At 72.4% G+C, this 25,691-nt stretch carries 20 protein-coding genes; 13 read left to right on the forward strand and 7 right to left on the reverse strand.

All coding sequences use genetic code 11. From position 1 onward, the window contains the following. Nucleotides 1-28 precede the first annotated feature (28 nt). The 8 genes from IG64_RS32815 (at nucleotide 29) to IG64_RS32850 (ending at nucleotide 10,244) form a co-directional block, all read left to right on the forward strand. On the forward strand, nucleotides 29-955 hold the full coding sequence (locus IG64_RS32815; RefSeq protein WP_051813592.1) for a carbohydrate ABC transporter permease: 927 nt from the start codon (nucleotides 29-31) through the stop codon (nucleotides 953-955). Continuing rightward, the gene (locus IG64_RS32820; protein ID WP_037863023.1) at nucleotides 952-1,908 is read left to right on the forward strand and encodes a carbohydrate ABC transporter permease; all 957 of its coding nucleotides are present in this window, start codon (nucleotides 952-954) and stop codon (nucleotides 1,906-1,908) included. The genes IG64_RS32815 and IG64_RS32820 overlap by 4 nt, the downstream gene beginning before the upstream one ends. Before the next feature lie 63 nt (nucleotides 1,909-1,971). Then, nucleotides 1,972-3,852 carry an alpha-galactosidase D gene (locus IG64_RS32825; RefSeq protein WP_037863027.1) on the forward strand — a complete coding sequence of 627 codons (1,881 nt, stop codon included), beginning with the start codon at nucleotides 1,972-1,974 and terminating at the stop codon, nucleotides 3,850-3,852. A 114-nt stretch (nucleotides 3,853-3,966) separates the two neighbouring features. Continuing rightward, nucleotides 3,967-6,387, forward strand: a complete 2,421-nt coding sequence (locus tag IG64_RS32830) for a glycosyl hydrolase family 95 catalytic domain-containing protein (protein ID WP_051813594.1) — start codon at nucleotides 3,967-3,969, stop codon at nucleotides 6,385-6,387. Then, nucleotides 6,384-7,772, forward strand: coding sequence for an SGNH/GDSL hydrolase family protein (locus tag IG64_RS32835; RefSeq protein ID WP_037863029.1), 1,389 nt, complete (start codon nucleotides 6,384-6,386; stop codon nucleotides 7,770-7,772). The genes IG64_RS32830 and IG64_RS32835 overlap by 4 nt, the downstream gene beginning before the upstream one ends. 286 nt (nucleotides 7,773-8,058) lie before the next feature. Beyond that, nucleotides 8,059-8,787, forward strand: coding sequence for an alpha/beta hydrolase (locus IG64_RS32840; RefSeq protein ID WP_037863032.1), 729 nt, complete (start codon nucleotides 8,059-8,061; stop codon nucleotides 8,785-8,787). Nucleotides 8,788-8,812: 25 nt separating this feature from the next. Beyond that, nucleotides 8,813-9,472 (forward strand): TetR/AcrR family transcriptional regulator, encoded by a 660-nt coding sequence (locus IG64_RS32845; RefSeq protein WP_107474424.1) that lies wholly within the window; start codon nucleotides 8,813-8,815, stop codon nucleotides 9,470-9,472. Further along, nucleotides 9,465-10,244: an SDR family NAD(P)-dependent oxidoreductase gene (locus IG64_RS32850; protein WP_051813596.1), complete on the forward strand. Its 780-nt coding sequence runs from the start codon at nucleotides 9,465-9,467 to the stop codon at nucleotides 10,242-10,244. Before IG64_RS32845 ends, IG64_RS32850 begins: the two co-directional genes overlap by 8 nt. A 150-nt stretch (nucleotides 10,245-10,394) precedes the next feature. Here the strand turns inward: IG64_RS32850 and IG64_RS32855 are convergent, their stop codons facing one another. Next, a complete protein-coding gene (locus IG64_RS32855; protein ID WP_037863034.1) occupies nucleotides 10,395-11,321 on the reverse strand; it encodes an SDR family NAD(P)-dependent oxidoreductase in 927 nt (308 codons plus the stop codon). A gap of 418 nt (nucleotides 11,322-11,739) precedes the next feature. Between IG64_RS32855 and IG64_RS32860 the strand changes: the two genes are divergently transcribed. Continuing rightward, entirely contained in the window at nucleotides 11,740-12,603 is an 864-nt protein-coding gene (locus IG64_RS32860; protein ID WP_037863036.1) for an isocitrate lyase/PEP mutase family protein, read from the forward strand. A 150-nt stretch (nucleotides 12,604-12,753) separates the two neighbouring features. Here the strand turns inward: IG64_RS32860 and IG64_RS32865 are convergent, their stop codons facing one another. Continuing rightward, nucleotides 12,754-13,260: a MarR family winged helix-turn-helix transcriptional regulator gene (locus tag IG64_RS32865; protein WP_234438687.1), complete on the reverse strand. Its 507-nt coding sequence runs from the start codon at nucleotides 13,258-13,260 to the stop codon at nucleotides 12,754-12,756. A 282-nt stretch (nucleotides 13,261-13,542) separates the two neighbouring features. Here IG64_RS32865 and IG64_RS32870 point away from each other — a divergent pair, with 282 nt between their 5' ends. Beyond that, nucleotides 13,543-14,862, forward strand: coding sequence for an MFS transporter (locus IG64_RS32870; protein WP_037863037.1), 1,320 nt, complete (start codon nucleotides 13,543-13,545; stop codon nucleotides 14,860-14,862). A 314-nt stretch (nucleotides 14,863-15,176) separates the two neighbouring features. After that, nucleotides 15,177-15,977 carry an SDR family NAD(P)-dependent oxidoreductase gene (locus IG64_RS32875; protein ID WP_037863075.1) on the forward strand — a complete coding sequence of 267 codons (801 nt, stop codon included), beginning with the start codon at nucleotides 15,177-15,179 and terminating at the stop codon, nucleotides 15,975-15,977. Between the two features lie 194 nt (nucleotides 15,978-16,171). Here the strand turns inward: IG64_RS32875 and IG64_RS32880 are convergent, their stop codons facing one another. Further along, on the reverse strand, nucleotides 16,172-16,780 hold the full coding sequence (locus IG64_RS32880) for a TetR/AcrR family transcriptional regulator (protein ID WP_234438688.1): 609 nt from the start codon (nucleotides 16,778-16,780) through the stop codon (nucleotides 16,172-16,174). A 444-nt stretch (nucleotides 16,781-17,224) separates the two neighbouring features. After that, on the reverse strand, nucleotides 17,225-17,965 hold the full coding sequence (locus IG64_RS32885; RefSeq protein ID WP_037863038.1) for a class I SAM-dependent methyltransferase: 741 nt from the start codon (nucleotides 17,963-17,965) through the stop codon (nucleotides 17,225-17,227). A gap of 346 nt (nucleotides 17,966-18,311) precedes the next feature. On the opposite strand from IG64_RS32885, the gene IG64_RS32890 reads away from it, so the two are divergent. Together IG64_RS32890 and IG64_RS32895 are read left to right on the forward strand one after the other, a co-directional pair. Then, nucleotides 18,312-18,830: a MarR family winged helix-turn-helix transcriptional regulator gene (locus tag IG64_RS32890; RefSeq protein ID WP_037863078.1), complete on the forward strand. Its 519-nt coding sequence runs from the start codon at nucleotides 18,312-18,314 to the stop codon at nucleotides 18,828-18,830. Beyond that, entirely contained in the window at nucleotides 18,830-20,461 is a 1,632-nt protein-coding gene (locus IG64_RS32895; RefSeq protein WP_107474425.1) for an MDR family MFS transporter, read from the forward strand. The genes IG64_RS32890 and IG64_RS32895 overlap by 1 nt, the downstream gene beginning before the upstream one ends. Before the next feature lie 100 nt (nucleotides 20,462-20,561). Here IG64_RS32895 and IG64_RS42580 read toward each other — a convergent pair whose 3' ends face one another. From IG64_RS42580 to IG64_RS32910, 3 genes are all read right to left on the reverse strand, one after another. Continuing rightward, a complete protein-coding gene (locus IG64_RS42580) occupies nucleotides 20,562-21,572 on the reverse strand; it encodes an RICIN domain-containing protein (protein ID WP_234438689.1) in 1,011 nt (336 codons plus the stop codon). Between the two features lie 521 nt (nucleotides 21,573-22,093). Then, nucleotides 22,094-24,448 carry a hypothetical protein gene (locus tag IG64_RS32905; protein ID WP_037863041.1) on the reverse strand — a complete coding sequence of 785 codons (2,355 nt, stop codon included), beginning with the start codon at nucleotides 24,446-24,448 and terminating at the stop codon, nucleotides 22,094-22,096. Between the two features lie 258 nt (nucleotides 24,449-24,706). Continuing rightward, nucleotides 24,707-25,429 (reverse strand): DUF6333 family protein, encoded by a 723-nt coding sequence (locus tag IG64_RS32910; RefSeq protein ID WP_037863042.1) that lies wholly within the window; start codon nucleotides 25,427-25,429, stop codon nucleotides 24,707-24,709. Between the last annotated feature and the right edge of the window lie 262 nt (nucleotides 25,430-25,691).

Below are 25,691 nucleotides of genomic sequence, written 5' to 3' on the forward strand. Positions count from 1 at the left end.
ACACGTAAGGGGTCGTCGGCAGCGTCAGATGTGTATAAGAGACAGCTCCCGCTCCGCCCCCTCCTCCCGCCTCGGCCGCGGTGACCGCCTCTTCCTGGCGGCCGTCATCGGCCTGCCGCTCGCCGCCCTCCTGGTCTTCGTCTGGCTGCCCGCGCTCGCCTCCGTCGCCCTGTCCTTCACCACGTGGGACGGCCTCGACCTGTCCGGCATCCACTGGACCGGCCTCGGCAACTACACCGAGATCCTCACCAACTACCCGCCCTTCTGGCCCGCCGTCGAGCACAACGTGCTCTGGCTGCTCTTCACGGCGCTGCTGCCCACACCCTTCGGGGTCTTCCTCGCCTACCAGCTCGACAAGAAGATACGGTTCACCCGCTTCTACCAGACCGCGATCTTCCTGCCGATGGTGCTCTCCCTGGCCGTCGTCGGCTTCATCTGGGAGATCATCTACAACCCGGACACCGGGCTGCTCAACAGCCTCCTGGGCGCGGCCGGTTCCTCCCACCACATCGACTGGCTCGGCGACCCCGGCCTCAACCTGTGGGCCGTGCTCGTCGCCTCCGCCTGGCGGCACACCGGCTACATCATGATCCTCTACCTGGCCGGCCTGAAGAGCTTCGACCCGGCCCTCAAGGAGGCCGCCGCCCTCGACGGCGCGAGCGGCCGGCAGACCTTCTTCCGCATCGTGCTGCCCGCGCTCAAGCCGGTCAACGTCATCATCGTCGTCGTCACCGTCATGGAGTCGCTGCGCGCCTTCGACATCGTCTACGTCCTCGGCGGCGGCACCGGCAGCAAGCCGGGCATGGAACTGCTGTCCCTGCTCATCACCGACAACATCATCGGCGAGTCCGGCCACGTCGGCTACGGCTCCGCGCTCGCCGTCGTACTGCTGCTGGTCTCCCTGGCCGCGATCGGCGCGTTCCTCGTGCAGACCTTCCGCAAGGAGGACACATGACGACGACCGCCCCCGGCCCACACGCGCACACCCGGACCCGCACGCGCACCGGCACCCGCAACCGTCCGGCCCGGCGGACCGGCCCGCCCGGCGCCCGCACCCGCCCGCCCCGCGACACCGGCCGCCACCTCCTGCTCGGCACCGTCTCCGTGCTGTGGCTCGTCCCGCTGCTGTGGGCCGTGTACACCTCGCTGCGCTCCTACGACGACACCGCGCGCCACGGCTACTTCTCGCTGCCGCACAGCTTCGGTCCGGGCAACTTCACCGACGCCTGGACCCAGTCCGGCATGCCGCACTTCTTCCTCAACTCCGTCCTCATCACCGTCCCCGCCGTCCTCGGCACGCTGCTCTTCTCCGCCGCCGTCGCCTTCTTCGTCACCCGCTTCGACTTCCGGCTCAACCTCGCGCTGCTGATGCTGTTCACCGCGGGCAACCTGCTGCCCGCCCAGGTCCTCATCACCCCGCTGTACCGGCTCTACCTCCAGATCCCGCTGCCCGCGTGGATGAGCGACTCGCTGCTGCTGTACAACTCCGTCTGGGGCATCGTCGTCATCCACATCGCCTACCAGTGCGGCTTCTGCACCTTCGTCCTCAGCAACTACATGAAGACGATCCCCAAGGAGATCTCCGAGGCCGCCCTCGTCGACGGCGCGCCCGTGTGGCGGCAGTTCTTCCAGATCATCCTCCCGCTGTGCCGGCCGGCGTTCGCCGCGCTCGCCACGCTCGAGTCCATCTGGATCTACAACGACTTCTTCTGGCCGCTCACCCTCATCGAGACCGGTGACAAGCGCCCCGTCACCTCGGCGCTGGCCAACCTCCAGGGCCAGTACTTCACCAACCCCAACCTGATCGCGGCGGGCGCGCTGATGACCGCGATCCCCACGCTGCTGGTGTACTTCGCGCTCCAGCGCCAGTTCATCAGCGGACTCACCATCGGCTCGGGCAAGGGCTGAGCCGCCCCGGGCACCCAAGGACACCACCGAGTCCCCCCCGATCCCCTTCAGGAGGCACGACCCATGCGGTCATCCTCGTACCCCGCCCTGCCCGCACGCGGCCTGAGAGCCGTGGTCGTCCTGGCCCTCGCCGCGGGCCTGGCGACGACCACCCAGGCGGCACACGCGCACACCGGCTCCCAGACGGCACACGCGCACACCACCGCCCCGGCCGCACCCGCACACGCCACCCCGGCCGCGCACACCGACAGCGCCACCGCCCCCGCCCTGGCCGCCAAGCCCTACATGGGCTGGTCCAGCTGGAGCATGCAGTCCTCGAAGTACCCCGGCCTCAACCCCGACGGCGACTACAGCTACCTCACCGAGGCCAACGTCCTCAAACAGACCGGCGCCCTGGCCGCCAAGCTGAAGAAGTACGGCTACGACCACGTCAACATCGACGCCGGCTGGTGGCGCGACAACACCTGGAAACCCGGGTTCGACCGGTACGCCCGCCAGCAGGCCGACCCGGTCCGCTTCCCGCACGGCATGAAGGCCGTCGCCGACGCCATCCACGCCAAGGGCCTCAAGGCAGGCATCTACCTGCCCGCCGGCCTGGAGAAGGAGGCCTACAACGGCGGGAAGTCCCCGATCTGGCACGCCGACGGCTGCACCACCGCCGACATCGTCTACGGCGACCTGCGCACCACCAACGGCTGGGACAGCGCCTACAAGCTCGACTTCTCCCGCCCCTGCACCCAGAAGTACGTCGACTCCCAGGCCCGGCTGCTCGCCGACTGGGGCTACGACTTCCTCAAGCTGGACGGCGTGGGCCCCGGCTCCGGCAAGGGCGGCGACCAGTACGACAACGTCGCCGACGTGGCCGCCTGGCACCAGGCCATCGCCGCCACCGGACGCCCGGTCCACCTGGAGATCTCCTGGTCCCTGGACATCGGACACGCCGCCGACTGGAAGAAGTACTCCAACGGCTGGCGCATCGACACCGACGTCGAGTGCTACTGCAACACCCTGGTCAGCTGGGAGAACTCCGTCGACGACCGCTTCGCCGACACCCCCGCCTGGACCCGCCACGCCGGGCCCGGCGGCTGGAACGACCTCGACTCCCTCGACGTCGGCAACGGCCGCATGGACGGCCTGACCGACGCCGAACGGCAGACCTACGCCACCCTGTGGGCCATCGCCAAGTCCCCCCTCTACACCGGCGACGACCTCACCCGCCTCGACTCCTACGGCCTGTCCCTGCTCACCAACCGCGAGGTCATCGCCGTCGACCAGAGCAGCGCCCCGCCCGCACACCCCGTCACCCCCGCCGACCCGCAGCAGGTCTGGGCGGCCGAGAACCCCGACGGCACCTACACCGTCGCCCTGTTCAACCTGGCCGACGCCCCCGCCGCCGTCACCGCCGACTTCTCCGCCCTCGGCTTCACCGGCCGGGCCGCCGTGCGCGACCTGTGGAACCACGAGAACCTCGGCACCCACCGCGACAAGGTGACCGAGGCCCTGCCCGCGCACGGCTCCCGGCTGTTCACCCTCACCCCGCGCGGCACCACCCCCGTCACCTACACCGCTCACGAGGCCGAGGCGAGCACGAACACCCTGAGCGGCAGCGCCTCCGTCGCCGACTGCTCCGCCTGCTCCGGCGGCAAGAAGGTCGGCAACCTCTACCTGGGCGGCAAGCTCACCGTCAACGACGTCGTCGTCGGCAAGGCGGGCACCTACCAGGTGAAGGTCGCCTACGTCAGCGGCGACGCCCGCTCCGCCTCCGTCCTGGCGAACGACGGCGGCGCCGTCCGCCACACGTTCCCCGCCACCGGCGACTGGGGCACCGTCGCCACCGTCACCGTCCCCGTGGTGCTGAAGGCCGGCACCAACACCCTCACCTTCGACAGCGGTTCCGACTACGCCCCGGACATCGACCGGATCGACGTACCGAAGTCGCCCTGACGCGGTCGCGGTCCCTGCCGAACCCCGGTTCCAGCCGCACCGCGTCCCGGCGAACCCCGTAGGCCCCGGCCGGACCCCGTCCCGGCCGGGACCCGCCCCGACCCAGGAGCCGCCATGCCCCCCGCCCAGCCCCGCCCGCCCGAGTCACCCCGAGCGCGCGCAGCCTCCGCCCCCAGCAGAAGAGCCTTCCTGTCCGCCGCCGCGACCGCCTCCCTCGCCGGAGCCGCCCTCGGTGCCCTGCCCGCCTTCACCGCCTCGGCGGCCCCCCGGCGCCCGCCCGCCACCGCGGAGACGTCCGGCGCCCCCGGGGACGCGCGGCACACCCTCTGGTGGCAGGCTCCCGCCGACGAGCACTCGATGATCGGACAGGGCCTGCCCGTCGGCAACGGACGGCTCGGCGCCCTCGCGGGCAACGACCCGGCCCGTGAACTGCTCCTCGTCACCGACGCCACGATGTGGACCGGCGGCCTCAACGACAGCCTCGACGCCGACGGCCAGTTCCCCTACGGCCGCGACGACTTCGGCTCCCTCACCCTCCTCGCCCGCCTCACCGTCGCCCTCCCCGGCCACGACCTCTCCGCCGTCCACGGCTACCGCCGCACCCTCGACCTCGCCCAGGGACTGATCACCACCTCCTACGTACGCTCGGGCGTCACCTACCGCCGGGAGGTCTTCGCCAGCCGTCCCGACGACGTGATCGTCGTGCACCTCACCCAGAGCGGGGGCGGCCACCACACCGGCACCGTCACCCTGGAAGGCACCCACGGCGAGGCCCCGGCGGTCTCCTTCGGCGGTGCCTTCCCCAACGGACTGCGCTACGGCGCGGCCGTCACCGCGTACACGAGCGGCGGCGGCCGGGTACGCGTGCACGGCGACCGCGTCGACTTCACCGGCTGCCCCGACCTCACCGTCGTGCTCAGCGGCGGTACCAACTACACCCCCGACGCCCGGACCGCGTACCGCGACCCCTCCCTCGACCCCGAACAGCTCGCCCGGACGAAGGTGCGCGCGGCCGCCTCGCACCCGGCCGCCGTCCTGCGCCGCACCCACACCGCCGACCACCGCGCCCTGTACGACGCCTTCGCCCTCGACCTCGGCACCTCCACCGCGCAGCAGCGCTCCCTCGACACCTGGGAGCGCGTCCGCCACCGCGCGCAGAGCGGCGTCCCCGATCCCGAACTGGAGGCGGCCTACGTCCAGTTCGGCCGCTACCTGATGATCTCCGGGTCCCGGGGCAGCCTCCCGCTGGGCCTGCAGGGCCTGTGGCTCGACGGCAACGACCCGGACTGGATGGGCGACTACCACACCGACATCAACCTCCAGATGAACTACTGGATGGCCGACCGGACCGCCCTGTCCCCCTGCTTCGACGCCCTCACCGACTACTGCCTCGCCCAGCTCCCGGCGTGGACCGACCTGACCCGCCGGCTCTTCGGCGACCCGCGCAACCGGTACCGCAACTCCAGCGGCAAGAACGCGGGATGGACCGTCGCCATCTCCACCAACCCGTACGGCGGGGGCGGCTGGTGGTGGCACCCGGCGGGCAACGCCTGGCTGTGCAACAGCCTCTTCGAGCACTACGAGTACACCCTCTCCCGCGCCCACCTGGAGAAGATCCACCCGCTGCTCAAGGGCGCCTGCGAGTTCTGGGAGGCCCGGCTGGTCACCACCACCCTGCCCGGCTCCACCGAGGACGTGCTCGTCGCCGACAGCGACTGGTCGCCCGAGCACGGCCCGCTGGACGCCAAGGGCATCACCTACGCCCAGGAACTGGTGTGGGCGCTCTTCGGCAACTACCAGACCGCCTGCGCCGAGCTGAAGAAGGACACCGCCCACGCGGAGCGGATCGGCGCGCTGCGCGAGCGGCTGTACCTGCCCCGGGTGAGCCCGAAGACGGGCTGGCTGGAGGAGTGGATGTCGCCGGACAACCTCGGCGAGACCACCCACCGCCACCTGTCCCCGCTCGTCGGCCTCTTCCCCGGCGACCGGATCCGCCCCGACGGCTCCACCCCGAAGGACATCGTCGACGGAGCGAGTGCCCTGCTCACCGCGCGCGGCACGGAGAGCTTCGGCTGGGCCAACGCCTGGCGGGCCCTGTGCTGGGCCCGGCTGAAGAACGCCGAGAAGGCCTACCGGCTGGTCGTCAACAACCTTCGCCCCTCCACCGGCGGCGGCAACGGCACGGCCTTCAACCTCTTCGACATCTACGAGACCGGGCCGGGCCGGGGCATCTTCCAGATCGACGCCAACTTCGGCACCCCGGCGGCGGTCGTCGAGATGCTGCTGTACGCGCGCCCCGGTCACATCGAGCTGCTCCCGGCGCTGCCCGCCGCGTGGGCGGCCTCCGGCGAGGTCACCGGCGTTCCCGTGCGCGGCGGGTTCACCGTCGACCTGCGCTGGAAGGACGGCACGCCGGTGTCGGTGCGGATCCACAGCACCGGGGGCCACGCCACTACGGTGGCCCACGGCGGCACCTTGCGCGCGGTCGCCCTGGAACCGGGAAGGTCCGTCACGCTGAAGGGATTCGACCGATGAGGGACCAGCTCACCCGGGCGGCCGCCCTGGCCGCCGTACTCCTGACCGCGGCGGCCGCCACCGCCACCGCCACGAACGGCACGACCGCCGCGCCGCCCAGGGCCTTCGACGCCGCCGCGCCCGCGGGCGCCGCCGCGCGCGCCGCCTCCGTACGGCCCGTGCTCGCGCAGAGCACCGGCGCGCAGCGGGCCCCCGGGCAGGCGGAGTCCTTGCGAGCCGCCTCCGGGCACGCCGTCTCCGTCCGGGCCGCGTCCGGTGCGCGGTCGCACGAGGTGGTGACCTGGGGAGCGAGCGCCGACCGTCTCGGCAGCGGTGTGCCCGACCGCGCGTACCGGCTCGTCGTGCACACCAGCGTGGCCGGGAGCGCCCCGCGGATCCGGCTGAGCAACGCCTTCGGCGACCGTCCGCTGACCTTCGACAGCGTCTGGGCCGGTGTCCAGGAGTCGGGCGCCGCCCTGCGCCCCGGCAGCAACCGCAGGCTGGCCTTCGGCGGCGCGGCCACGGTCACCGTCCCGGCCGGGCGGACCGTGCTCAGCGACCCGCTGCCCGGCCGGCTGCCCGCCGGCACCGACCTGGTCGTCAGCCTGCACAGCCCGGACGCGGCCGGTCCGGCCACCGGGCACGGCATGGCGATGCAGACCTCGTACACCACGCAGGGCGACCACACCGCCGAGGAGGGCGCCGGCCACTGGACGAGCACCACCGGTTCCTGGTTCTACCTGGACTCCGTCTCCGTACGGACCGCTCCGCGCACCGCCGCGGTCGTCGCGCTCGGCGACTCCATCACCGACGGCTGGCACTCGAGCACCGACCTGAACCGCCGCTGGCCCGACTACCTCGCCCGCCGCCTGGGGCAGGCGCACACCGGAGTCCAGGGGGTGGCAAACGAGGGCATCTCCGGCAACAAGGTGCTGGCCGACGGGGCCGGGCAGAGCGCCCGCAACCGGCTGGACCGTGACGTGCTGTCCCAGCCGGGGGTGCGGACCGTCTTCCTCTTCGAGGGCGTCAACGACATCAAGGCGCACACCGGGGTCACGGCCGCCGACATGATCGCCGGGTACCGCGAGATCGCCGCGCGGGCGCACGCCGCCGGGAAGTGCGTGGTCGGTGCGACCGTCGGGCCGTTCAAGGGCTGGGGCGAGTGGGACCAGGCCGCGGAGTCGGTACGTCAGGAGGTCAACGCCTTCCTCCGCGACAGCGGCGACTTCGACGCGGTGACCGACTTCGACCGCGTCCTGCGCAGTCCGTACGACCCCGAGCGCATCCTGCCCTTCCTCGACGGCGGCGACCATCTGCACCCCAACGACAAGGGGATGCAGGCGATGGCCGACGCGGTGGACCTCACCGCCCTGGACTGCACCGGCGGTCCGCACTCCGCCCGCTGACACGAGACCTGGGGCCGGGGACCTGAGCGCCCTCACACATGTCCTGCCATGTGTGAGGGCGCTCGGACGTTTCCGGAGGGGCCGGTCTGAAGCACGTGCACCCGCATCCAGACACAGTCTGCACGCGGGGTGTCCACACATGGTGTTCAGACAAGGTGTCCAGAACACATGTATGCTTCCGTGGACGGCCCGGAACGGGCCGGATGTCCCCAGGGCGCCGAGGGCGCCGTCCAGCCTCGCCCGGCATGTGCGCCGGCACGCGAGTGCGGTGAAGTCAGGAGTTGCCTTGCCCGAGCCGGCCGACCAGTCCCGTCCCACCTTCCTCCTCGTACCCGGCGGCCACCACGGCCCCTGGGTCTACGACCGGCTCCGCGCGGTCCTCGACGCGCACGGATGGCGCAGCCGCACGGTGAGCCTGCGCAGCGCCGTGGAGCAGAGCGCCCCGGCCGAGCCGCTGCCGGGCATGTACGACGACGCCGAGGTGATCCGAGAGGCCCTCGCCGGCACACCCGGTCCGGTGATCGCCGTCGCCCACTCCTACGGCGGCGTCCCGCTCACCGAGGCACTGGCCGACGCGTCCGGCGTGGTGCACGCCGTCTACGTGGCGGCCTACCTGCTCGACGTGGGCGAGGGCATGTTCCAGAGCCACGGCGTGCCGGTGCCGGACTCCCTCGCGGGCCTGCGGCCCCCGGAGAACCCGGACCTCAACCTCCCCGCCGCCTTCTACGACGGCGACCCGGACAGCCCGGAGACCAAGGAGGCCGTGGCGCGCCTGGTGCCGCAGACGGTGCGCGCCGACTTCGAGACCGTCACCCGGGCCGGCTGGCGCACCGTCCCCACCACCTACGTCGTTCCGGAGAACGACGTCTCCCTCACCGCGACGGTCGCGGAGCGGATGGCCGCCCGCGCCGACTTCGTCCGCCGGGTCCCCGGCCACCACGCGCCCTTCCACTCCCACCCGCGGGAGTTCGCGCGCGTGCTCATGGAGATCGGCGAACAGTCCACCGTCCGCTGAGACGGGCCGGGAGAGGAGTACCGCCATGGCGTCCATCACCCGGCCGCGCCGCGCCGGGCCCGGCAGCAGGCCCCCGGCCGCACGGCAGCTCACCGAGGCGCTGGAACGGCTCCTGCGGGCGGGACGGGTCTTCACCGAGATCAGCGTCCGGGAGATCATCGAGGAGGCCGGCGTCGCCCGCGCCACCTTCTACACGTGCTTCGGCGACAAGTCGGAGCTGCTGATCGCCCTGACCGACGGGCTGCGCCGGCGCCTGCTGGAGCTGGCCCGGGGCTGGGACCCGGCCGCAGGCGAGGACGGCGCGGAGCGGTTCGCGCGGTTCTTCCGCGACGTCATCGCGATCCACCGGGACCACTACGCGGTCCTGTCGGCGCTGCGGGAGCTGGCGGCGTACGACGCGGCCGTCAACGACTTCTACACCGCGGACCTGGAGGAGTTCGAACAGGCCGTGTACGACACGCTCGCCGGGCAGCAGCGGGCGCGGGCGACGACGCCCGGACTCGACCCCGCGGCGGCGAGCCGCGTCATCGTGTGGGGCGGCGCGCAGGCGATCGCCCACCACATCCGCGTGGACGACGGCGGCGGTGACGCCGCCTTCGCCCGCGAGCTGGGACAGATCTGGTGGTACGGCGCCTACCGGCGCCCGCCACACACCGCACAGAAGGACGAGACACCTCATGAGTGAACAGCCCCAGGGCCTGCCCGCCCGTCCGCTCGACGGCACGGTGGCGATCGTGACCGGCGGCGGACGGGGCATCGGAGCCGCCGTCGCCGCACTGCTGGCCCGCGCCGGAGCCCGGCTCGCGCTGGTCGGCCGTACCGAGGAGACCCTGGCGCGCACCGCCCGTGAACTCCCCTCGGAGACCGAGGTCGTGGTGGCGGACCTGAGTCTGCCGGAGGCCCCGGGACAGGTGATGGAGAGCGTCCTCGGCCGCTTCGGCCGGGTGGACGTCCTCGTCAACAACGCCGCCGCGGAGAACTTCACCGCCAGCCACGAACTGACGCCCGCCGAGGCCGACGGCCTGTGGGCGCTCAACGCCCGCACCCCGCTGCTGCTGGGCGGCCTGGCCGCCGCGCACATGGCCTCCCGCGGCGGCGGCAGCATCGTCAACGTCTCCTCCGACATCGGCAGCGTGCGCAGCATGCCGAACCAGAGCCTGTACGCGGCGACCAAGGGCGCCGTCGACGCCGTCACCCGCTCACTGGCCGCCGAATGGGGCGGCAGGGGCGTACGGGTCAACGCCGTGCGCCCGGCGGTGACCGACACCGACATGTCGGCGGGCATCTTCGCCGACCCGGGCCTGGAGAAGGTCCTGACCGGTCAGTACGCGCTCGGCCGGATGGGGCGCCCGGACGACGTCGCCCAGGCCGTGCTCTTCTTCGCCTCGCCGGCGAGTTCCTTCGTCACCGGGCAGATCCTCAGCGTCGACGGCGGGTGGCTCGCCGCGCAGGTCTGAGCAGCCGCAGCCGTCTGAGGGCCGGCACCCGGCCAGTGGCAGGGTGCCGGCCCTTGCGCGTCCGGTGAGCGAACCGGCGACGCGAGGGGGGGCGACGCCTGCGCTGGGTGATCGGCGGCACCTCTCGTGGGAGACGCCGGAGAGGCGGCGTCAGAGGATGTGCGGGGCCTTGGTGCCCTGGGAGAGGACGGTCCGCGGAAGCAGGTCGGCGAGTTCGCCGAACGACCACGGGCCGTCGTGCTCGTCACGGAAGACCGTCCGTGTCTCGACCGGGTGGCTGTAGAGCCCGACCTTGCCCCCGCCGGCGCGGAAGACGCAACCGGTCACCTCGGCGGCGGCGTCGGAGGCCAGGTAGACGACGATCGGCGCGACCATACCGGCGTCGGCCCGTGCCTCCTTCGCCTTCATCCGGCGCTCGCTCACCGCGCCGGCGGCCACGAGCGCGGCATCCCGCTGCTGGGCGTCCCGCGTCATCCGGGTCAGGGCGAACGGGGCGATGGCGTTGACGGTGATGCCGTCGTCGTCGAGCTCCCACGCCAGTTCGTAGGTGAGGCTGACGACGCCTCCCTTCGACGCGGCGTACTCGGGGTTGCCGATCGGCGCCGCCCACTGGTTGGAACAGGTGTTGATGACGCGTCCACCGCCGTGCTCCCGCATCACGGGGACCGCGGCGCGGCACATCGCGAACGTGCCCTTGAGGTTGACGTCGACGGTCAGGTCGAAGTCCTCCTCCGTCACCTCCTCGATCTTGTGCTGCCGGACGATGCCGGCGTTGTTCACCAGGACGTCCAGGCGGCCGAAGTGTTCGACGGCGGTGGCGACCACCCGGGCCGCGCCCTCCCAGTCCGCCACCGACTCGTAGCAGGCCACGGCCTCGCCGCCCTGGGAGCGGATGTGCCCGACGACCTCGTCGGCGGGACCCGGGGAGGCTCCCTGTCCGTCGGCGCCGTTGCCGACGTCGTTGACGACGACCTTCGCGCCGGCGGCCGCCAGCGCGACGGCCTCGCCGCGGCCGATGCCCCGGCCGGCGCCGGTCACGATGGCCACCCGGCCGTCGAGCGGTCGTTGATCCGTCATGGCTTGCTCCTCGCAGAGATGGTGGGGCGCGAGACTTCCGAGGTCTTCGGCCCGTGGCGTTCGCGGTGCACCGCCACCGCCTGCCTGGACCGGGAGCTGGTGGTGCCGCGGCGTGCTGCGGGCCTCGCTCGCGGATGCCGCCGGTCGGTGCCCCCGACGGGGCCGGCTCCCACGGCGTGAGGCCTCCAGCGGGCCGGTCGGCGTCCTTACGGGCCCAGCGGTGAGGTCATCGACATCCGTGTCGAGGGCCTCGATGGGACGGAACGCTCTTCCTGGCCACGAGTGTAGTCAAACCCGCGAGACAAGTCTACAGTTGTATACATGTGAAGCGGGTGCCTGACCGAAGGAGAACCCGGCCGGGAACCGCCGGGTCCCCGGCCCGGGCGGACAGGACGCGGGAAGAGAACGGGAGAGAAGAATGAACGACTTGGCACGTGCGGAGTTCAGACGACGGGTGGAGACCGGGGGGCCGCTGATGATCCCGCACTGTCCGGACGCCCTGACCGCGCGCCTGTGTGAACAGCTCGGCTTCGACGGGGGATACCTCGGTGGCGGTGGCCTCGGCCTGTCGCTCGCGATCTCCGAGGCACTCCTCTCGGTCACGGAACTCGCCCGGGCGGCGGCCGCGATCCGCAGACGTTCCGCCCTGCCCCTCGTCGTGGACGGCGGAGTGGGCTTCGGCGACGCCGTGCACACGACCCGCATGGTGTGGGAGCTGGAGGCCGCGGGTGTCCACGCCATCGAGCTGGAGGACCAGGTCGCTCCCAAGCGGGCCAGCCACCACCGCCACGTGGAGCACCTGGTCCCGTTGGAGGAGATGACGGGCAAACTGCGTGCCGCGGTGGCGGCCCGGCGCGACCCGGACCTGCTGCTCATCGCCCGTACCGGGGCGGTGCGGAACGAGAGTTTCGACGCGGCCGTCGAGCGCTGCGAGGCGTACTTCTCCGCCGGCGCCGACGCCGTCATGCTCCTGCCGGAGACCGACGGGCAGCGGGCCGCCGCGCCCCGCCTGCTGTCCGGTCCGGTGGCTCTTCTGACCTCCTTCGACCTCCACACGCCCGAGGAGTGGGCCGAGCTCGGGTACGCGATGGTCATCGATCCCGTCACCGGACAGGCGGCCGCCTTCACCGCGTTGCGCGAGGCCTACGAGGCGCAGCGCGCGGGACTGCCGAGCCCCCGCCCGGCGGCCGAGTCCTTCGCCGTCTACGAGGGGTTGCAGCAACTCGCCGGTTTCGAGGAGCTGTACGACATCGAGCGGGCCACCACCGAGCCCGGCACCTGAGCGGTACGGAGGCACGGCGCCTCCGGCGGCGGCCGGCGGACCCCTCCGGTCGCGTGCACGCACACCTTCCGAGGCCCGGAGTGAGCCTCCCGCGTTCACGGCGCCGCTCGGACGTCCCCGAAGCCTGCCATGTCCATGGGGGAGTTGGCGTCAGGGCCTGTGACGGGTCTCGCCCGCCGCGCTCCCGGGGTCACGGCGGGGCGACGGCCCGGTGTCGGAGTCGGCCAGCCGCTCCAGCATCCGCACGAGAGCGGTGAGGTCCGAGCGCTCATCCCGGGTGAGGGCCACCTCGATGGCGGAGGCGAGCCAGCTCTCGCGGGCCCGGAGCCAGCGGTCCGCCTCCTCCCGGCCCCGCCGTGTCGCCGAGAAGAGCACCCGTCGGCCGTCAGTGGGATCCGGAGCGCGTGTGACCAGGCCGTTCTTCTCCAGCGCGGCCAGGGTCTGAGCCATCGACTGAGGCTTCATGTATTCGGCCGCCGCGAGATCGCTCGTGGTCGCGGGCGGCCCGGTCACCACGCGGTACAGCGCGGCGAGCTGGCTGCGGCTCCAGGGGCCCGTGTTCATACCCGTCTCCGAGCGGATACGGGCACGCAGCCGATCCATGGAGCGCACGAGCTGCAGCGCCAGATCTGATGTCAGGGGTTCTTCGGCTTCCACCCGAAAACCATACAGGTTACCTGAAGGACTCGGCGGCAGGGCAGGCGTGAGAGCCGTGTTTTCCGGCGACGACCGCCTTGGGGCGCCCGCCCGTTCGCCCAGCGGTGACACACCTCACCTCCACTCAAAGTGTTAAGGCAACCTGTTCAGGTTGCCTGTACAGTTTTCGTCATGGAACAGCGCGAAGCAACGACGGGCCGCGATGCGGCCGGAAGAGCGGAGGGGTGGCGGGGCCGAGCCGGGGAAGCCGCGTCTCCCGGCTGGCGGTTCACCGTCCCCCTCATGCTCGGTTCGTCCCTCAACCCGATCAACAGCTCGATCATCGCCACGACGCTGATCGCCATCGGGCACACCTTCCACGCCGGGGCGGCGTCCACCATCTGGCTGGTGTCGACCCTCTACCTGGCCAGCGCGATCGGCCAGCCCACCATGGGGCGCCTGGCTCAGCGCCTCGGCCCGCGCCGCGTCTTCGTGACGGGCCTGATCCTGGTCGGCATCGGCGGCGCGCTGGGCACCGTGGCGGCGAACCTGCCGACCCTGATCGCCGCCCGCGTCGTCATCGGCGTGGGCACATCGGCCGGCTACCCCACGGCGATGGTCATCGTGCGGCGGTGGGCCGCCGAGCACGAATCGGCGCAGACCGGCGGAACCCTCGGCGCGCTGGCCGTCGCGGCCCAGGTCACCTCGGCCCTGGGACTTCCGCTCGGCGGCCTGCTGGCGGCGGCCGCCGGCTGGCGCGTCACCTTCCTCGTCAACGTCCCGCTGGTCGTGATCGGCGTGGTGATGACCCTCCTCTGGGTGCCCCGCGACCCGCCCCGCGCCGAGCGGGCCGCACAGGGCGTGCCCGGGAGCCGCCTGGACGCCCCCGGCATGATCCTCTTCGCCGGCACCATCGCGTCCCTGCTGTTCTTCCTGAACGACCTGCACCACCCGCGGTGGTGGCTCTGCACGCTCCTGGTGGTCCTGCTCGTCGCCCTGGTGCTGTGGGAGCGCAGGACGGCCGATCCGTTCGTCGATGTGCGGATGCTCGCCAGGAACAAGGCGCTCAGCGCCACCTACCTGCGTGTCTGCCTCACCTTCCTGCTCAACTACTGCATCCTGTACGGCCTCACCCAGTGGCTCCAGGAGACGCGGGGTCTGTCCGCGATCGGCGTGGGCCTGCTGATCCTCCCGATGTCCGTGTTCGCCGCGCTGGTCTCCGTCCCCTTCGCCCGCCGCGACCTGGTCCGTCCCGCCCTGTACTGCACCGCCGTCGCGGCGGTCGTCGGTCCGGCCGGACTGCTCCTGTTCACCTCGACCACCCCGGTCTGGGCCCTGGTCCTGGTCACCCTGGTGTTCGGGGTTGTCTCGGGCCTCGGAGTGATCGGGAACCAGGCCGCGCTGTACCGGCAGGCACCCGCCGAAGCGGTGGGTGTCGCGGCCGGGCTCATGCGCACCTTCACCTACCTGGGCGCCGTCCTGTCCTCCAGCCTGATCAGCCTGTCCTACGGCGACCGGGCGACGGACAGCGGCCTGCACACCATCATCTTCGCCCTGCTCGGCCTCGGTGTCCTGCTGCTGGTGATCACTCCGTCGGGCGCCCGGAACCTGAAGGCGTCCTGACCGCCCCGCGCACGCCGGCGGGCCTTCCCGGCGACGCGCTCCCGCCGATCGCCGGCAAAGCCTTCGGCTCGGGGCCGCTTCGACATACATGTTCGTCCGACGGGCGGTCGTCCACCTCGCCGGCCCACTCGCGGGCTGGATCAGCCGCACCGCTCCGCGCGTGGAACGGCGGAACCGTCCGCTCGGTGAACTGATGAGCCCGCCACCACGTGCGGCACCGTCGGCCGGTTCAAAAGTCTACTGGTGTATACTTGATGCATCGGAACACTTACCCGGTCGGCACAAGACCGGGGAGCAAAGAGAAAGACGTGGACATGAACCTCAATCTGACCGGAAAGCGCGCGCTCGTCACCGGTTCGAGTCTCGGTCTCGGCGAGGCCACCGCGAAGCTGCTGGCGGCCGAGGGCGCCGCGCTCGTGATCCACGGCCGGGACAAGGAGCGGACGGAACGCGTCGCCCGGGAGATCCGCGAGGCCGGTGGCACCGCCACCACGGTCCTGGGCGACCTGGCCGACGACGCCGGCGCCGCCGAGGTGGCCCGTGACGCCCTCGCCGGCGGCCCGGTCGACATCCTCGTGAACAACGCCGGCTTCTACCGGCACCTGTCCTGGGCCGAGGCCACTCCCGATGAGTGGCGTGACACCTACAACGTCAACGTCGTCTCCGGCGTGCGGATGATCCAGCACCTCGTCCCGGCGATGCGCGAGCGGGGCTGGGGCCGGGTCGTCACCATCGGCGGCGGCCTCGCCTCCCAGCCGATGAACACCCACCCCCAGTACAACGCCACCCTGGCCGCCCGGCACAACCTCGCCGTCTCCCTGGCCCGCGACCTGAAGGGAACGGGCGTCACCTCCAACGTCGTCTCTCCCGGCGCCATCCTCGTCGAGGCCACCAAGGAGCTGGTCACTCACATCGGCCCGGCCCGCGGCTGGGGCGACACCTGGGAAGAGATCCGGCCCAACGCCGTCGAAGCCCTGATCCCCAACGACCAGGAACGCTTCGGCGAGCCCGACGAGATCGCCGCGGCCGTCGCCTACCTGTGCAGCGACTACGCCCAGTACGTCAGCGGCGCGACCATCCGCGTCGACGGCGGACTCATCCGCTCCGCCTTCTGAGCCCCCGCGGGCGGACGGACGTGGCGGTGCGAGTACCGGAAGGTACTCGCACCGCCACGTCCGTCCGCCGAAACGGGCTCCGGTGCGTGCGATCGCAAGGCGCCGGAAGGTCTTCGTGGCGGAGCTGCCAGGACCTTCCGGCAACGCGGCGAGGGCGCGTGCCGGGCGCCGCCCGCCGGGGCCCCCTTCTGTCCTCAGCTCTGAGTGCCGGAGCCCTCCGTGCCCTCCCCGGATTCCCCGGTCAGCGGCCGGAGCATCGCCGTCAGCAGCTCGGCGACCTCGTCGTCATCGGCGTCGGCGAGCGCGGTCGTACCCACGACGGTCCGCATCAGCCAGGTCCCGGCGACCAGAGCCAGTCCGAGCTGGGCCCGGACCTCCGCGCGGGGCCCTTCCAGCAGCCCGGCCAGCCGGGCACCCACATGCGCCTCGATGCCTTTGCGCAGCGCTTCGGCCGCCTCCGGGTCCGGCGCCGAACGCAGCATCAGCAAGAACGGATCGAGCCCCTCGGCGCCGGGCCCGGTGCCCTCGGCCAGGGTGTGCGCGAGGGTCCGCGCCAGCCCCTGCCGCTCGTCGCCGACCACGGTCGGCGGCTTGAAGGCCCGGTCCACCGCCTCCGCGAACAGACGGTCCTTGGAACCGAAGTAGCGATTGATCATCATCGCCGTCACCCCGGCCCGCTCGGCGATCTGCCGGACCCCGGCCCTCGCGTAACCGTGTTCGGTGAACTCCACCACCGCCGCCTGGAGAATCGCCTCCCTGGTCAGGGCGCCGTCCCGCTTGCGACCGGCCTGCTGAGTACTCATGCGCAGGAGCATACGGGGACCGCCACCACGGGATCGGATCGGCTGCTGGGCCGTCGCGGCCAAGGCCATGCGATGCCGCCTCACACCCCGCGTGGACGCGCGAGGCGGCCGGCCGGCTCGGCGCGGCACGGGCGCGCGGCGCCGCCGCTCTCGCGTCCCGCGTGGGACCACGGCGCCGAGACTCTCAGAGCTGCGAACAAAAGTGGGTTCCGATCAGCGGGCGGTGTCCGGTGCGTGCGATCGCAAGGCGCCGGAAGGCCCTTGCAGCGGAGCTGCCAGGGCCTTCCGGCAACGCCGTGAGCATGCGGGCCGGGCGTCGCGGGCCGGGCGCCCGTTTTGCTCGCAGCTCTCAGAGCACCGCGTGGCCGGCCGCGCCGGGGAAGCCGGTGCCGTACGCCAGGTCCTCTCCCTTCGAAGCGGAGCATCCTCCCGGCACGCCTCCGGTTACGGTTTGTGGGTCACCCAGAGCAGTTCCGCAGGCCAGCGGTGTGCCCAGTCGGGCGGGTCGGTCTCGTTGTAGCCGTTGGACGTTCCGGGTCCGGGCCGCGGCTCGATGAGGTCGTCGATGACGAGACCCGCGCCGCGCAGCACCTTGACCCAGCCGCCGTAGGTGAGCTGATAGCTGGTCGCGCCGTCGCCTTCGGCGATGGTGTCCAGCCCGAAGTAGTCCTGCTGCAGCGTGGTGGTCACGCGGCCGGCGGCTTCGTCGTAGCAGGCTTCGAACCATGGGCTGGCGACGTTGAAGACCAGGCGTCCGCCCCGGCGCAAGACGCGTGCGGCCTGCGGGACGGCCAGGTGCGGGGGCGCCCAGCTGAGCCCACCGAAGTCGCAGAACACCAGGTCGAAGCTGGCGGCGGCGAAGGGGAGTTGTTCGGCGGCGCCTTGCACCAGCGGGTAGCGGGCCGCTCCCATCGCGCGGGCCGCTGCGGCGAGCTGGGCTTCGGACAGGTCGAGTCCGACCACGGTGGCGCCCTCGGCGGCGAGCGCCCTGGACCACTGGCCGGCGCCGCAGCCGAGTTCGAGGACGCGCTTGCCGGTGACGTCGCCCAGGGCGTGCAGGTGCGCGTCGGGGACGGAGTACATGCCCCACAGCCGGGGTGAGGCGCCGATCTGCGGGTCGTGCTCGTGCTGGTAGGCGCTGCTGATCTGATTCCAGAGCCGCCGGTTGGCGGGGATGCTGTCCACGTGCCGACTCCAGCACCGCCTGCCGGGGGAGGTCAACACGATTAGGGCGCTGACCGGCCCTCGCCTCGGTCCGGCACTGGCTCGGCCCGTGATCCGGCCTGATCCGACCGAGAGGCACTGGGAGCCGTCGGACGCCCCGCGGCGCCGAATGTGTACGCAGCGGGCATACATGGCAAGGCCGCGTGGTTGACACCGGTGACGTGTGACTCCGGCGCCAGTGCGGAACACGTGTGTACCTGATAGATATGTGTTTTTGTCGAAACTTTGCACCACAAACCCCAGAATCTGCTTGCCTGTGGCAACCAAGCAAATATGGTTGCTTGGAGCAATGACATTGGAGACCGCCGTGGCCGACAGGGCTCAGTACGAGGAGCTGCTCCGCCAGTTCAGCGCCTTCGGCGCGGTGAAACGTGAGCTGGGCCGGAGCCTGCCGGAAGGCTGCTCCCCCGCGTCCGCCACCGTGCTCGCCCTGCTGAGCCGGTACGGCGACATACGTATGGGGAGGCTCGCCGAACTGCTGTCCGTCGACATGTCGGTCATCAGCCGCCAGGCAGCGCACATGGCCGCGCAGGGCTGGATCGACCGCTCTCCGGACCCGGCGGACCGGCGCTCACGCATCCTGCGCCTGACCGCCGCGGGCTGGGCCCAGCTCGACGAACTGTCCGACCGGACCACCCGGCTGCTGGCCGACCGGCTGAGCGGCTGGACCGACGACGAGGTCGGCGCCCTGATCCGGCTCATGGCACGGCTGCGGACGAGCTTCGGCGGCGCCTGCGAACCGGCCGGGCTCGCCGCCCGGTCCGCGCACCTGCCCGCCGCCGTCCGCCCGTGCCTCCCGCAACACCACACAGACCAAGGAAGTTGATGACCACGACCACACCAGACGGTGTACGGGCACACCCCGCACCCGGCTCTGACCCCGACGCCGTGAACATGTCCCACCGGCAGATCATGGAGGCGCTGTCCGGCCTGCTGCTCGGTCTGTTCGCCGCCATCCTCTCCTCCACCGTCGTCACCAACGCCCTGCCCCGGATCATCGGTGACCTGGGCGGCGGCCAGAGCGCCTACACCTGGGTGGTCACCGCCTCGCTCCTCGCGGTCACGGCGTCGACCCCGCTGTGGGGCAAACTCGCCGACCTGTTCAGCAAGAAGATCCTCGTCCAGGCCGCGCTCGTCGTCTACGTCGCCGGCTCCCTGGTGGCCGGCCTGGCGCAGAACCCCGCCACCCTGATCACCGCGCGCGTCATCCAGGGGCTGGGCGGCGGCGGGCTGTCCGCGCTGGCCCAGGTCGTCCTGGCCGCGATGATCTCCCCGCGCCAGCGCGGCCGGTACTCCGGCTATCTCGGCGCGACCTTCGCCGTCGCCACGGTCGGCGGCCCGCTGCTCGGCGGTGTCATCACCGACACCAGCTGGCTCGGCTGGCGCTGGTGCCTCTTCATCGGCATCCCCTTCGCCCTCATAGCCCTGTTCGTGCTGCAGAAGACGCTGAACCTGCCGGTGGTCAAGCGCCAGGCGAAGGTCGACTGGGCCGGCGCCTTCTTCGTCACCGCGGCCGTCTGCCTGCTGCTGGTCTGGGTCACCTTCGCCGACGACAAGTACGCCTGGCTGTCCTGGCAGACGTACGCGATGGTCGGCGGCTCGGTCCTGCTCACCCTGGTCTTCCTGTTCGTCGAGACCCGGGCCGCCGAACCCATCATCCCGCTGCGCCTGTTCCGCAACCGCACCATCGCCCTGGCCTCGCTCGCCTCGCTGCTCGTCGGCATCGCGCTCTTCGCGGGCACCGTCTTCTTCAGCCAGTACTTCCAGCTGGCCCGCGGTGACTCCCCGACCCGCTCGGGCATCATGACGATCCCGCTCATCGGCGGCCTGTTCGTCTCCTCCACGGTCTCCGGACGGGTCATCACCAGCACCGGCAGGTGGAAGGGCTGGCTGCTGTCCGGCGGCGTCCTGCTCACCGCGGGCGTGGCCCTGCTGGGCATGCTCCGCCACGACACCCCGTACTGGCAGATCGCGCTCTGCATGGCCCTGATGGGCCTCGGCGTCGGCATGACCCTGCAGAACCTGGTGCTGTGCACCCAGAACCAGGTGGCCCCCGGCGACCTGGGCGCCGCGTCCTCCGTCGTGACCTTCTTCCGGTCCCTGGGCGGCGCGGTGGGCGTCTCGGTGCTCGGCTCCGTCATGACGGCACGGATCGGCCACTACGCCCGCGCGAGCATCGGCACCCTCAGCCCGCAGGACCAGGTGGCGGCCGCCAAGGCCTCCGGCGGGGGCACCCTGCCCGACCTGCACCTGCTGCCGGCGCCGGTCCGCACCTGGCTGGAGAGCGCCTACGGACACGGCATCGGCGACATCTTCCTGTACGTCGCGCCGGTCGCCCTGCTCGCCTTCCTGGTGACCCTGTTCATCAAGGAGGTCCCGCTGCGTGCCACCAGCGGCCTGGCGCAGGCGGCCGAAGCCACCGGGGCCGCGGGGGCCACCGAGGAACCCGGCGCCTAGCCGGAACCGCCGCCGGCGGACATCGCCGGCGGCGGAAACCGTCCGAGGCGGACATCGCCGCCGAGGGAGACCGTGGACCTGTCCGCGGCGGCACCCGCCGTCAGGCGCTGGACCACTTCTGGTTGGGGGTACCGGCGCAGCTCCACAGCTGCAGGCGGCTGCCGTCGGCGGTCTGGTTGTCCCGGATGTCCACGCACTTGCCGGCGAGCTTGCTGACCAGGTCGTGCCGGCCGTTCAGCCGGAACTGCTGGGCGGGGCCGCCGTTGCAGTTCGCGAGCTGGACCGTCGTACCGTCGGAGGTCTGCGCCCCGGCGGCGTCCATGCACAGGCCCATCGCCCGCACCGTCCCGTCCGGGGCGAAGGTCCACTTCTGCGAGGCCGCGTCGGAGCAGTCCCGGATCTCCAGCGGCGAACCGTCCTTGCCCCGGCCGCCGGCCACGTCGATACAGCGGCCGCCGGCCGCGTGGCTGAAGACGCGCACGCCCGACGACGCGCCCCCGGAGCCGCTTCCCGGCCCGGCGCCCGAACCACCGGCAGGGGAGGCGGCCGCGGTCGCACCGGAGGGGCCGCGACCGGTCGCCGTGCCACCGGGCGCCTTCCCGGCGCCGCCGCCCTTCTGCGCCGCGCCGGTGCCGTCCGCCCCGGGCGACGCGTCCTTCCGCGCCGCCCCCGGCGAGGCGGACGCCGTGCCCTTGGACGGTCCGCCGGGTGCCGCGGACCCGGAGGCGCTCACGGCCGGGTCCGGCAGGAGGTCATCGACGTCCGGGCGGTTGCCCGAGCCGTACACCGTGCCCCCCGCCGAACGCGCGGAGGCGTCACCGTCCGAGCCGCTCAGACCGACCACGGCACCGGTGATCAGGACCACACCGGCGACGGCGGCGCCGATCAGCAGCACCCGGCGCCTGCCACCGGGCAGCGAACGCGGCGACGCGCCCCGGCCCGTGCCCGCCGGGGCAGGCGTCGCCCCGGACCCGGTCGTGCCCGCCCCGCCGTGCTCACGCGGCGCGCCGCCGGTGCCGTCCCGGCCGGTCCCGGCCGCCCCGGTGCCGCCGAAGGAGGTGGTGCCCCGGGCCGCGGACCCCAGGGACGAGAACTGCGCCAGCCGGGGCACGGTGACCCGCTCACCCCCCTGACCCGGCTCCGTACCTTCACGCTCCCGGCCGCCGCCGTCACCGGCGGGCGGAACGCCACCGCTCCCGGGCCCGCTCCCGAACCTGTCCGCGAGCGCGCCCCTGCGGCGCTTGGGAAGGCCGCCGCTCGTGCCCGGCCGCGCCGTCCGCCGGTCCGCCCCGGGCACGGAGGGCCGGCCGGAGGTACGGCTCGACGCGGCATCCGGTGCCGGCGCGTCGGGCGGCGCGGCCACGGGGACGCCCCGGGGGACCTCACGGTCCGGAGGGGGCGACGGGTGCGGGGACTTCATGGGTGTCCTTTCGGGGCGCGGGCGGCCACCGCACCGGCACCGGTCCGGCGCCGCACGAGTCGTCTGGCCAGGAGCGGGGAGACGATTCCGCGCCGCCGGCCGGGGTGGCAGGCGGCCGGACAAAGACCCCGCACACCGGTAACGGAAGCGGCAGCCGCCCAGGTTCACCTGAGCGGCTGCCGCTTCCGTTCACCGGGGAAGCCGGGCCGGTGTCACCCGGCGCTGCTCCTGCGGCGGCGCATCCACCACACCAGCGCCGCGCCCGCCACGGCGAGGGCCGCGGCGACGCCGGCGATCAGCCCGACGGGGGTGTCGGAGCCGGTGTGGGCGAGGCCGCCGTCCGGTGTGTGGTCCGCGGGCGGGGTGCCGGTGCCGCCGCCCGGTGTGCGGGTGGGATGCGGAGCGGGGGCCGGTCCGCCACCGCTGTGCGTGGGGGACGGGGCCGGCTCGTGGGTGGGCGTCGGGCTCGGTGCGGGGGAGGGGACGTTCTCGTCGGTGGTGCCGCCCAGGTAGACCTCGTCGCTGTCCCGGTAGGTCACCTCGGCCTGCTGCGACGTCCTGGTGGTGGTGTCCAGGCCGGGGTGCCGGGTGGTGAACTGGGTGCGGCTGATGTTGCGGCGGGGAGCCTTGGAGAAGTCGACACCGCCCACCGAGAGGATCCACACCTTGCCGTCGTAGGTGCGCTCGAACTTGTAGTCACCGTGCTGGAACGAGTACAGGTACTTGTCGTAGACGGTCTTCTTGTCCCAGTTCCTGTTCTCGCCCCGCAGCGGCCACCGCTTCACGTCGTTGCTGTCGATGATCTCGTGGTAGTCGGTCGGGGAGACCGCGTCCTGGCGGCGGACGTACTCGGCGGCGACCCGGGAGGAGTACACGCGGCGCAGGTCGGCGTAGGCGGCGTCCTCGTTGACGCGCCGCTCCAGCTCGGGCTGGATCATCGACCGGACCAGTGCCTCGGCCCGCTTCGTCTCCGCCTGGCCGATGTGGCACGCGCTCGGCGGGACGTCCGGGCCGGTGGGCACCTCCATGTTGACCTTGAGCGGGGCGTCCAGGATGTAGATGCCGCCGTCCTGCTCGCGCACCTGCGCGGTCTTCGGGGTGATCCACTGCCGGATGACCGGCAGGCACGGCTGGCCGCTCGCCGTGCGCGGCAGTGCCTGCCAGAAGCGTTCGCCCCGCTCGGACTTGTCGGGGTTCATCGCGTCGGCGTAGTCGTGCTTGAGCGTGAGGTCCGCCTCCAGCAGCACCCGGCCGGCGTCGGTCCTGGCGAAGTCCTTGTCCAGGATCAGGTCCGGGCGCACCGGGTTGAGGTTGACCCAGAACTTGTCCGGGGTGAGCGCCAGCCACGTGAAGAACGAGTCGGAGGCGAGCGTGAGCTTGGCCTCGCCGCCCCAGCCCGGCTTGCTGTCGGGGTCGGCCGCGTAGTCGGCCTTCAGGGAGTAGCGCAGGCCCTGGCCCTTGACGGGCTTGCCGACGAAGTTCATCTCCAGTGTGGAGAAGTCGATACCGCCGGGCCCCCGGCCGAAGTAGCCGCCGCTGTTGCTCTGCCGGTACCCGCGCTGGAGGCCGTACGCCTCCTGCGGGGTCCTGCCCGAGCGCAGCGCCTGGTCGAACAGCGGTCCGCGCATACCGGACTTGAGCGGGTCGGCGTTGAAGCGCTTGTCGTACCTGGTGTAGACGGTCGGCTTGCCGGCCCGCTCGATGGCGTTCGAGCGGCGCTCGTAGACGCCCGCCTGGGTACGGTTGGTGCCGCGCTGCTTCTTCAGGTCGTCGTCGAACTGCTTGATGGCGTCCTTCGTGGGCTTCTCGGTGCGCGCGCCGGTCAGGTACCGGTACGTCGACTTCGGCCGCTCCCTGGCGAGTTGCCGGTCGGCGTCGATCTGGTCCTTCCTGACCTCTCCGTTCGACTTCATCTCCACGTTGTGGTCGCGCGGCCGGTTGCGGGCGTCGACCACGCGGTAGCGCTTCTCCCCGGTCTCCGGGTCGGTGTACTCCAGGACGTCCTGGCACCACCAGTCCGGGCCGACCATGTTGTACTTCTTGACCATCCGGGCCTCGAAGGCGTCGCCCCGGGCCGGGTTGCCGTGGGCGCCGACGTAGCGCACGTCCAGGAACCGCTGGAAGTCCTTGTAGCCCGTCGACGCGTTGTACTGCTTGTTGTAACGGGCGTAGATCTCCATGGCCCGGTCACCCGGGTCGCCGCTCTTGTCGTACTTGCGCTGCCAGGCACGGTAGTTGGTGCCGGCCTTCCTGCGCTGGGCCTCCGTCGGCGCGGGCAGGCCGTCGTACGCCTTGGCCGGGTTGTCGTAGGTGTAGTTCTCGTCGTTCGGCCAGGCCTCGTACGGCAGCGTGTCGGGCGGTCCCGAGTTCGGCGGCGTGGTCGGGTAGGCGCGGCCGAGCCACTTCTCGTCGCACCGCTGGGTCTTCACGTTGGGCCGCTTCGCCGCGTACGCCGCGCCTTCGAAGCCCGGCAGGCCCCCGCAGGTGACGGCGGTCGCGGCCGCCACGGCGAGTGTCGCGCGCAGCCAGGTGCGGGGCACGCGCGGTGCCCCGGCTGTCCGGTTCATGTGGTGTCTCCCCCTGGGAACCCCCGTGCTCTTCAGGAGAGTTGGTGGTGCACGGCGCGTGAGGGGGCTCCGGTTCCATGGTCTGAACACGCCGCTGGAGGCCTCACTGTAGGGGCGCCGGAGCGCTGCCGCCCGGCGGCATGCCGAGCATGTTCCCGTCAATACGACATCTGCCCCGGACCGTCACGGGAACCTCACGACCAGAGTGCCCCGTCGGGATCCTGCCGGACCGCGTGGGCCCGGCGCAGGTCCGGACGACTAGGACAGGTCCTGGAGCCAGGTCTCCTCCAGGTCGCCGGTGGCCTCCTCGGTGTGCCGGACCCGGAAGACGGACGTCGCGAGGCCGCGCCGGTCGAGCGGGGCGACACGGGCGAGCGCCAGCCGCGCCAGGCCGGACCAGTCGAGGGTGCCGGGCTCGTCGCCGGGGTCGACGCCCCGCTCGGCCAGGCGCGCGGGGTCGATCCCGAAGGCCGTGACGACCTCGGCCGGGTCCCCGAGGACGGTCCAGTCCGCCTCGCCGCCCCAGCCCGCCGCGAAGACGTTCACGCCGCTGGGGTGGATGAACTTCCACGCCTCGTAGGGGGAGTTGTGGTCGACGACCGCGGAGGCGACGACGACCGCGCCGGGCAGGCGTCCGGCGAGCGCGTCCGCCTGCTCGTCCACGGGGAACGTGCCGGCGATGTTCGCCAGCGCCGGGTCACGGATCTCGGTCACGCCTCCCCAGCAGCCGACCCGGACGAGATCGAGGTCGCTGCGCGTCCACAGGGGGATCGCGTCGGTGGCCGGGACGGTGCCGAGATCGCCGAGGACCGCGTCGACCGTGCCGAACGCGGCGGCGAACTCCCGGGCGCGCACCGGGTCATGGGCGGCGAGCGGCCCCTCGGGTCCGGGGTGGGGGGAGCGGACGACGGTCAGACGGAACTCCCCGTGCCGCGCCACCGGTTCGTCCGGAGCGCTGTCCCAGAAGCTGTTGTCGGTCATGGGGCCACCGTAGCGGCCCGGTCCCCGCCCCCGGCCGGTCGTCCGCGTCCCCGCCACCAGGGACGCGACCGGGACACCGAGCGGCGTGGCCGGGCCGGCCGGGGGCGGCCGGGCCGCGGGACGACGTGGCCGGGCTGCCAGGGGCGCGGCCGGGCCGCGGGGCGACATGCGTCCGCCCGCGGTGCCCCGGCACGCCCCGGAGTACGGGACGGCCGCGGCGCCGCGGGCGGACGGTCCGACGTGTCGCCGCGCCGGCGGTCAG

This window comes from Streptomyces sp. NRRL S-340 (genome assembly GCF_000720185.1).
In the GTDB taxonomy this organism is placed as follows: domain Bacteria; phylum Actinomycetota; class Actinomycetes; order Streptomycetales; family Streptomycetaceae; genus Streptomyces.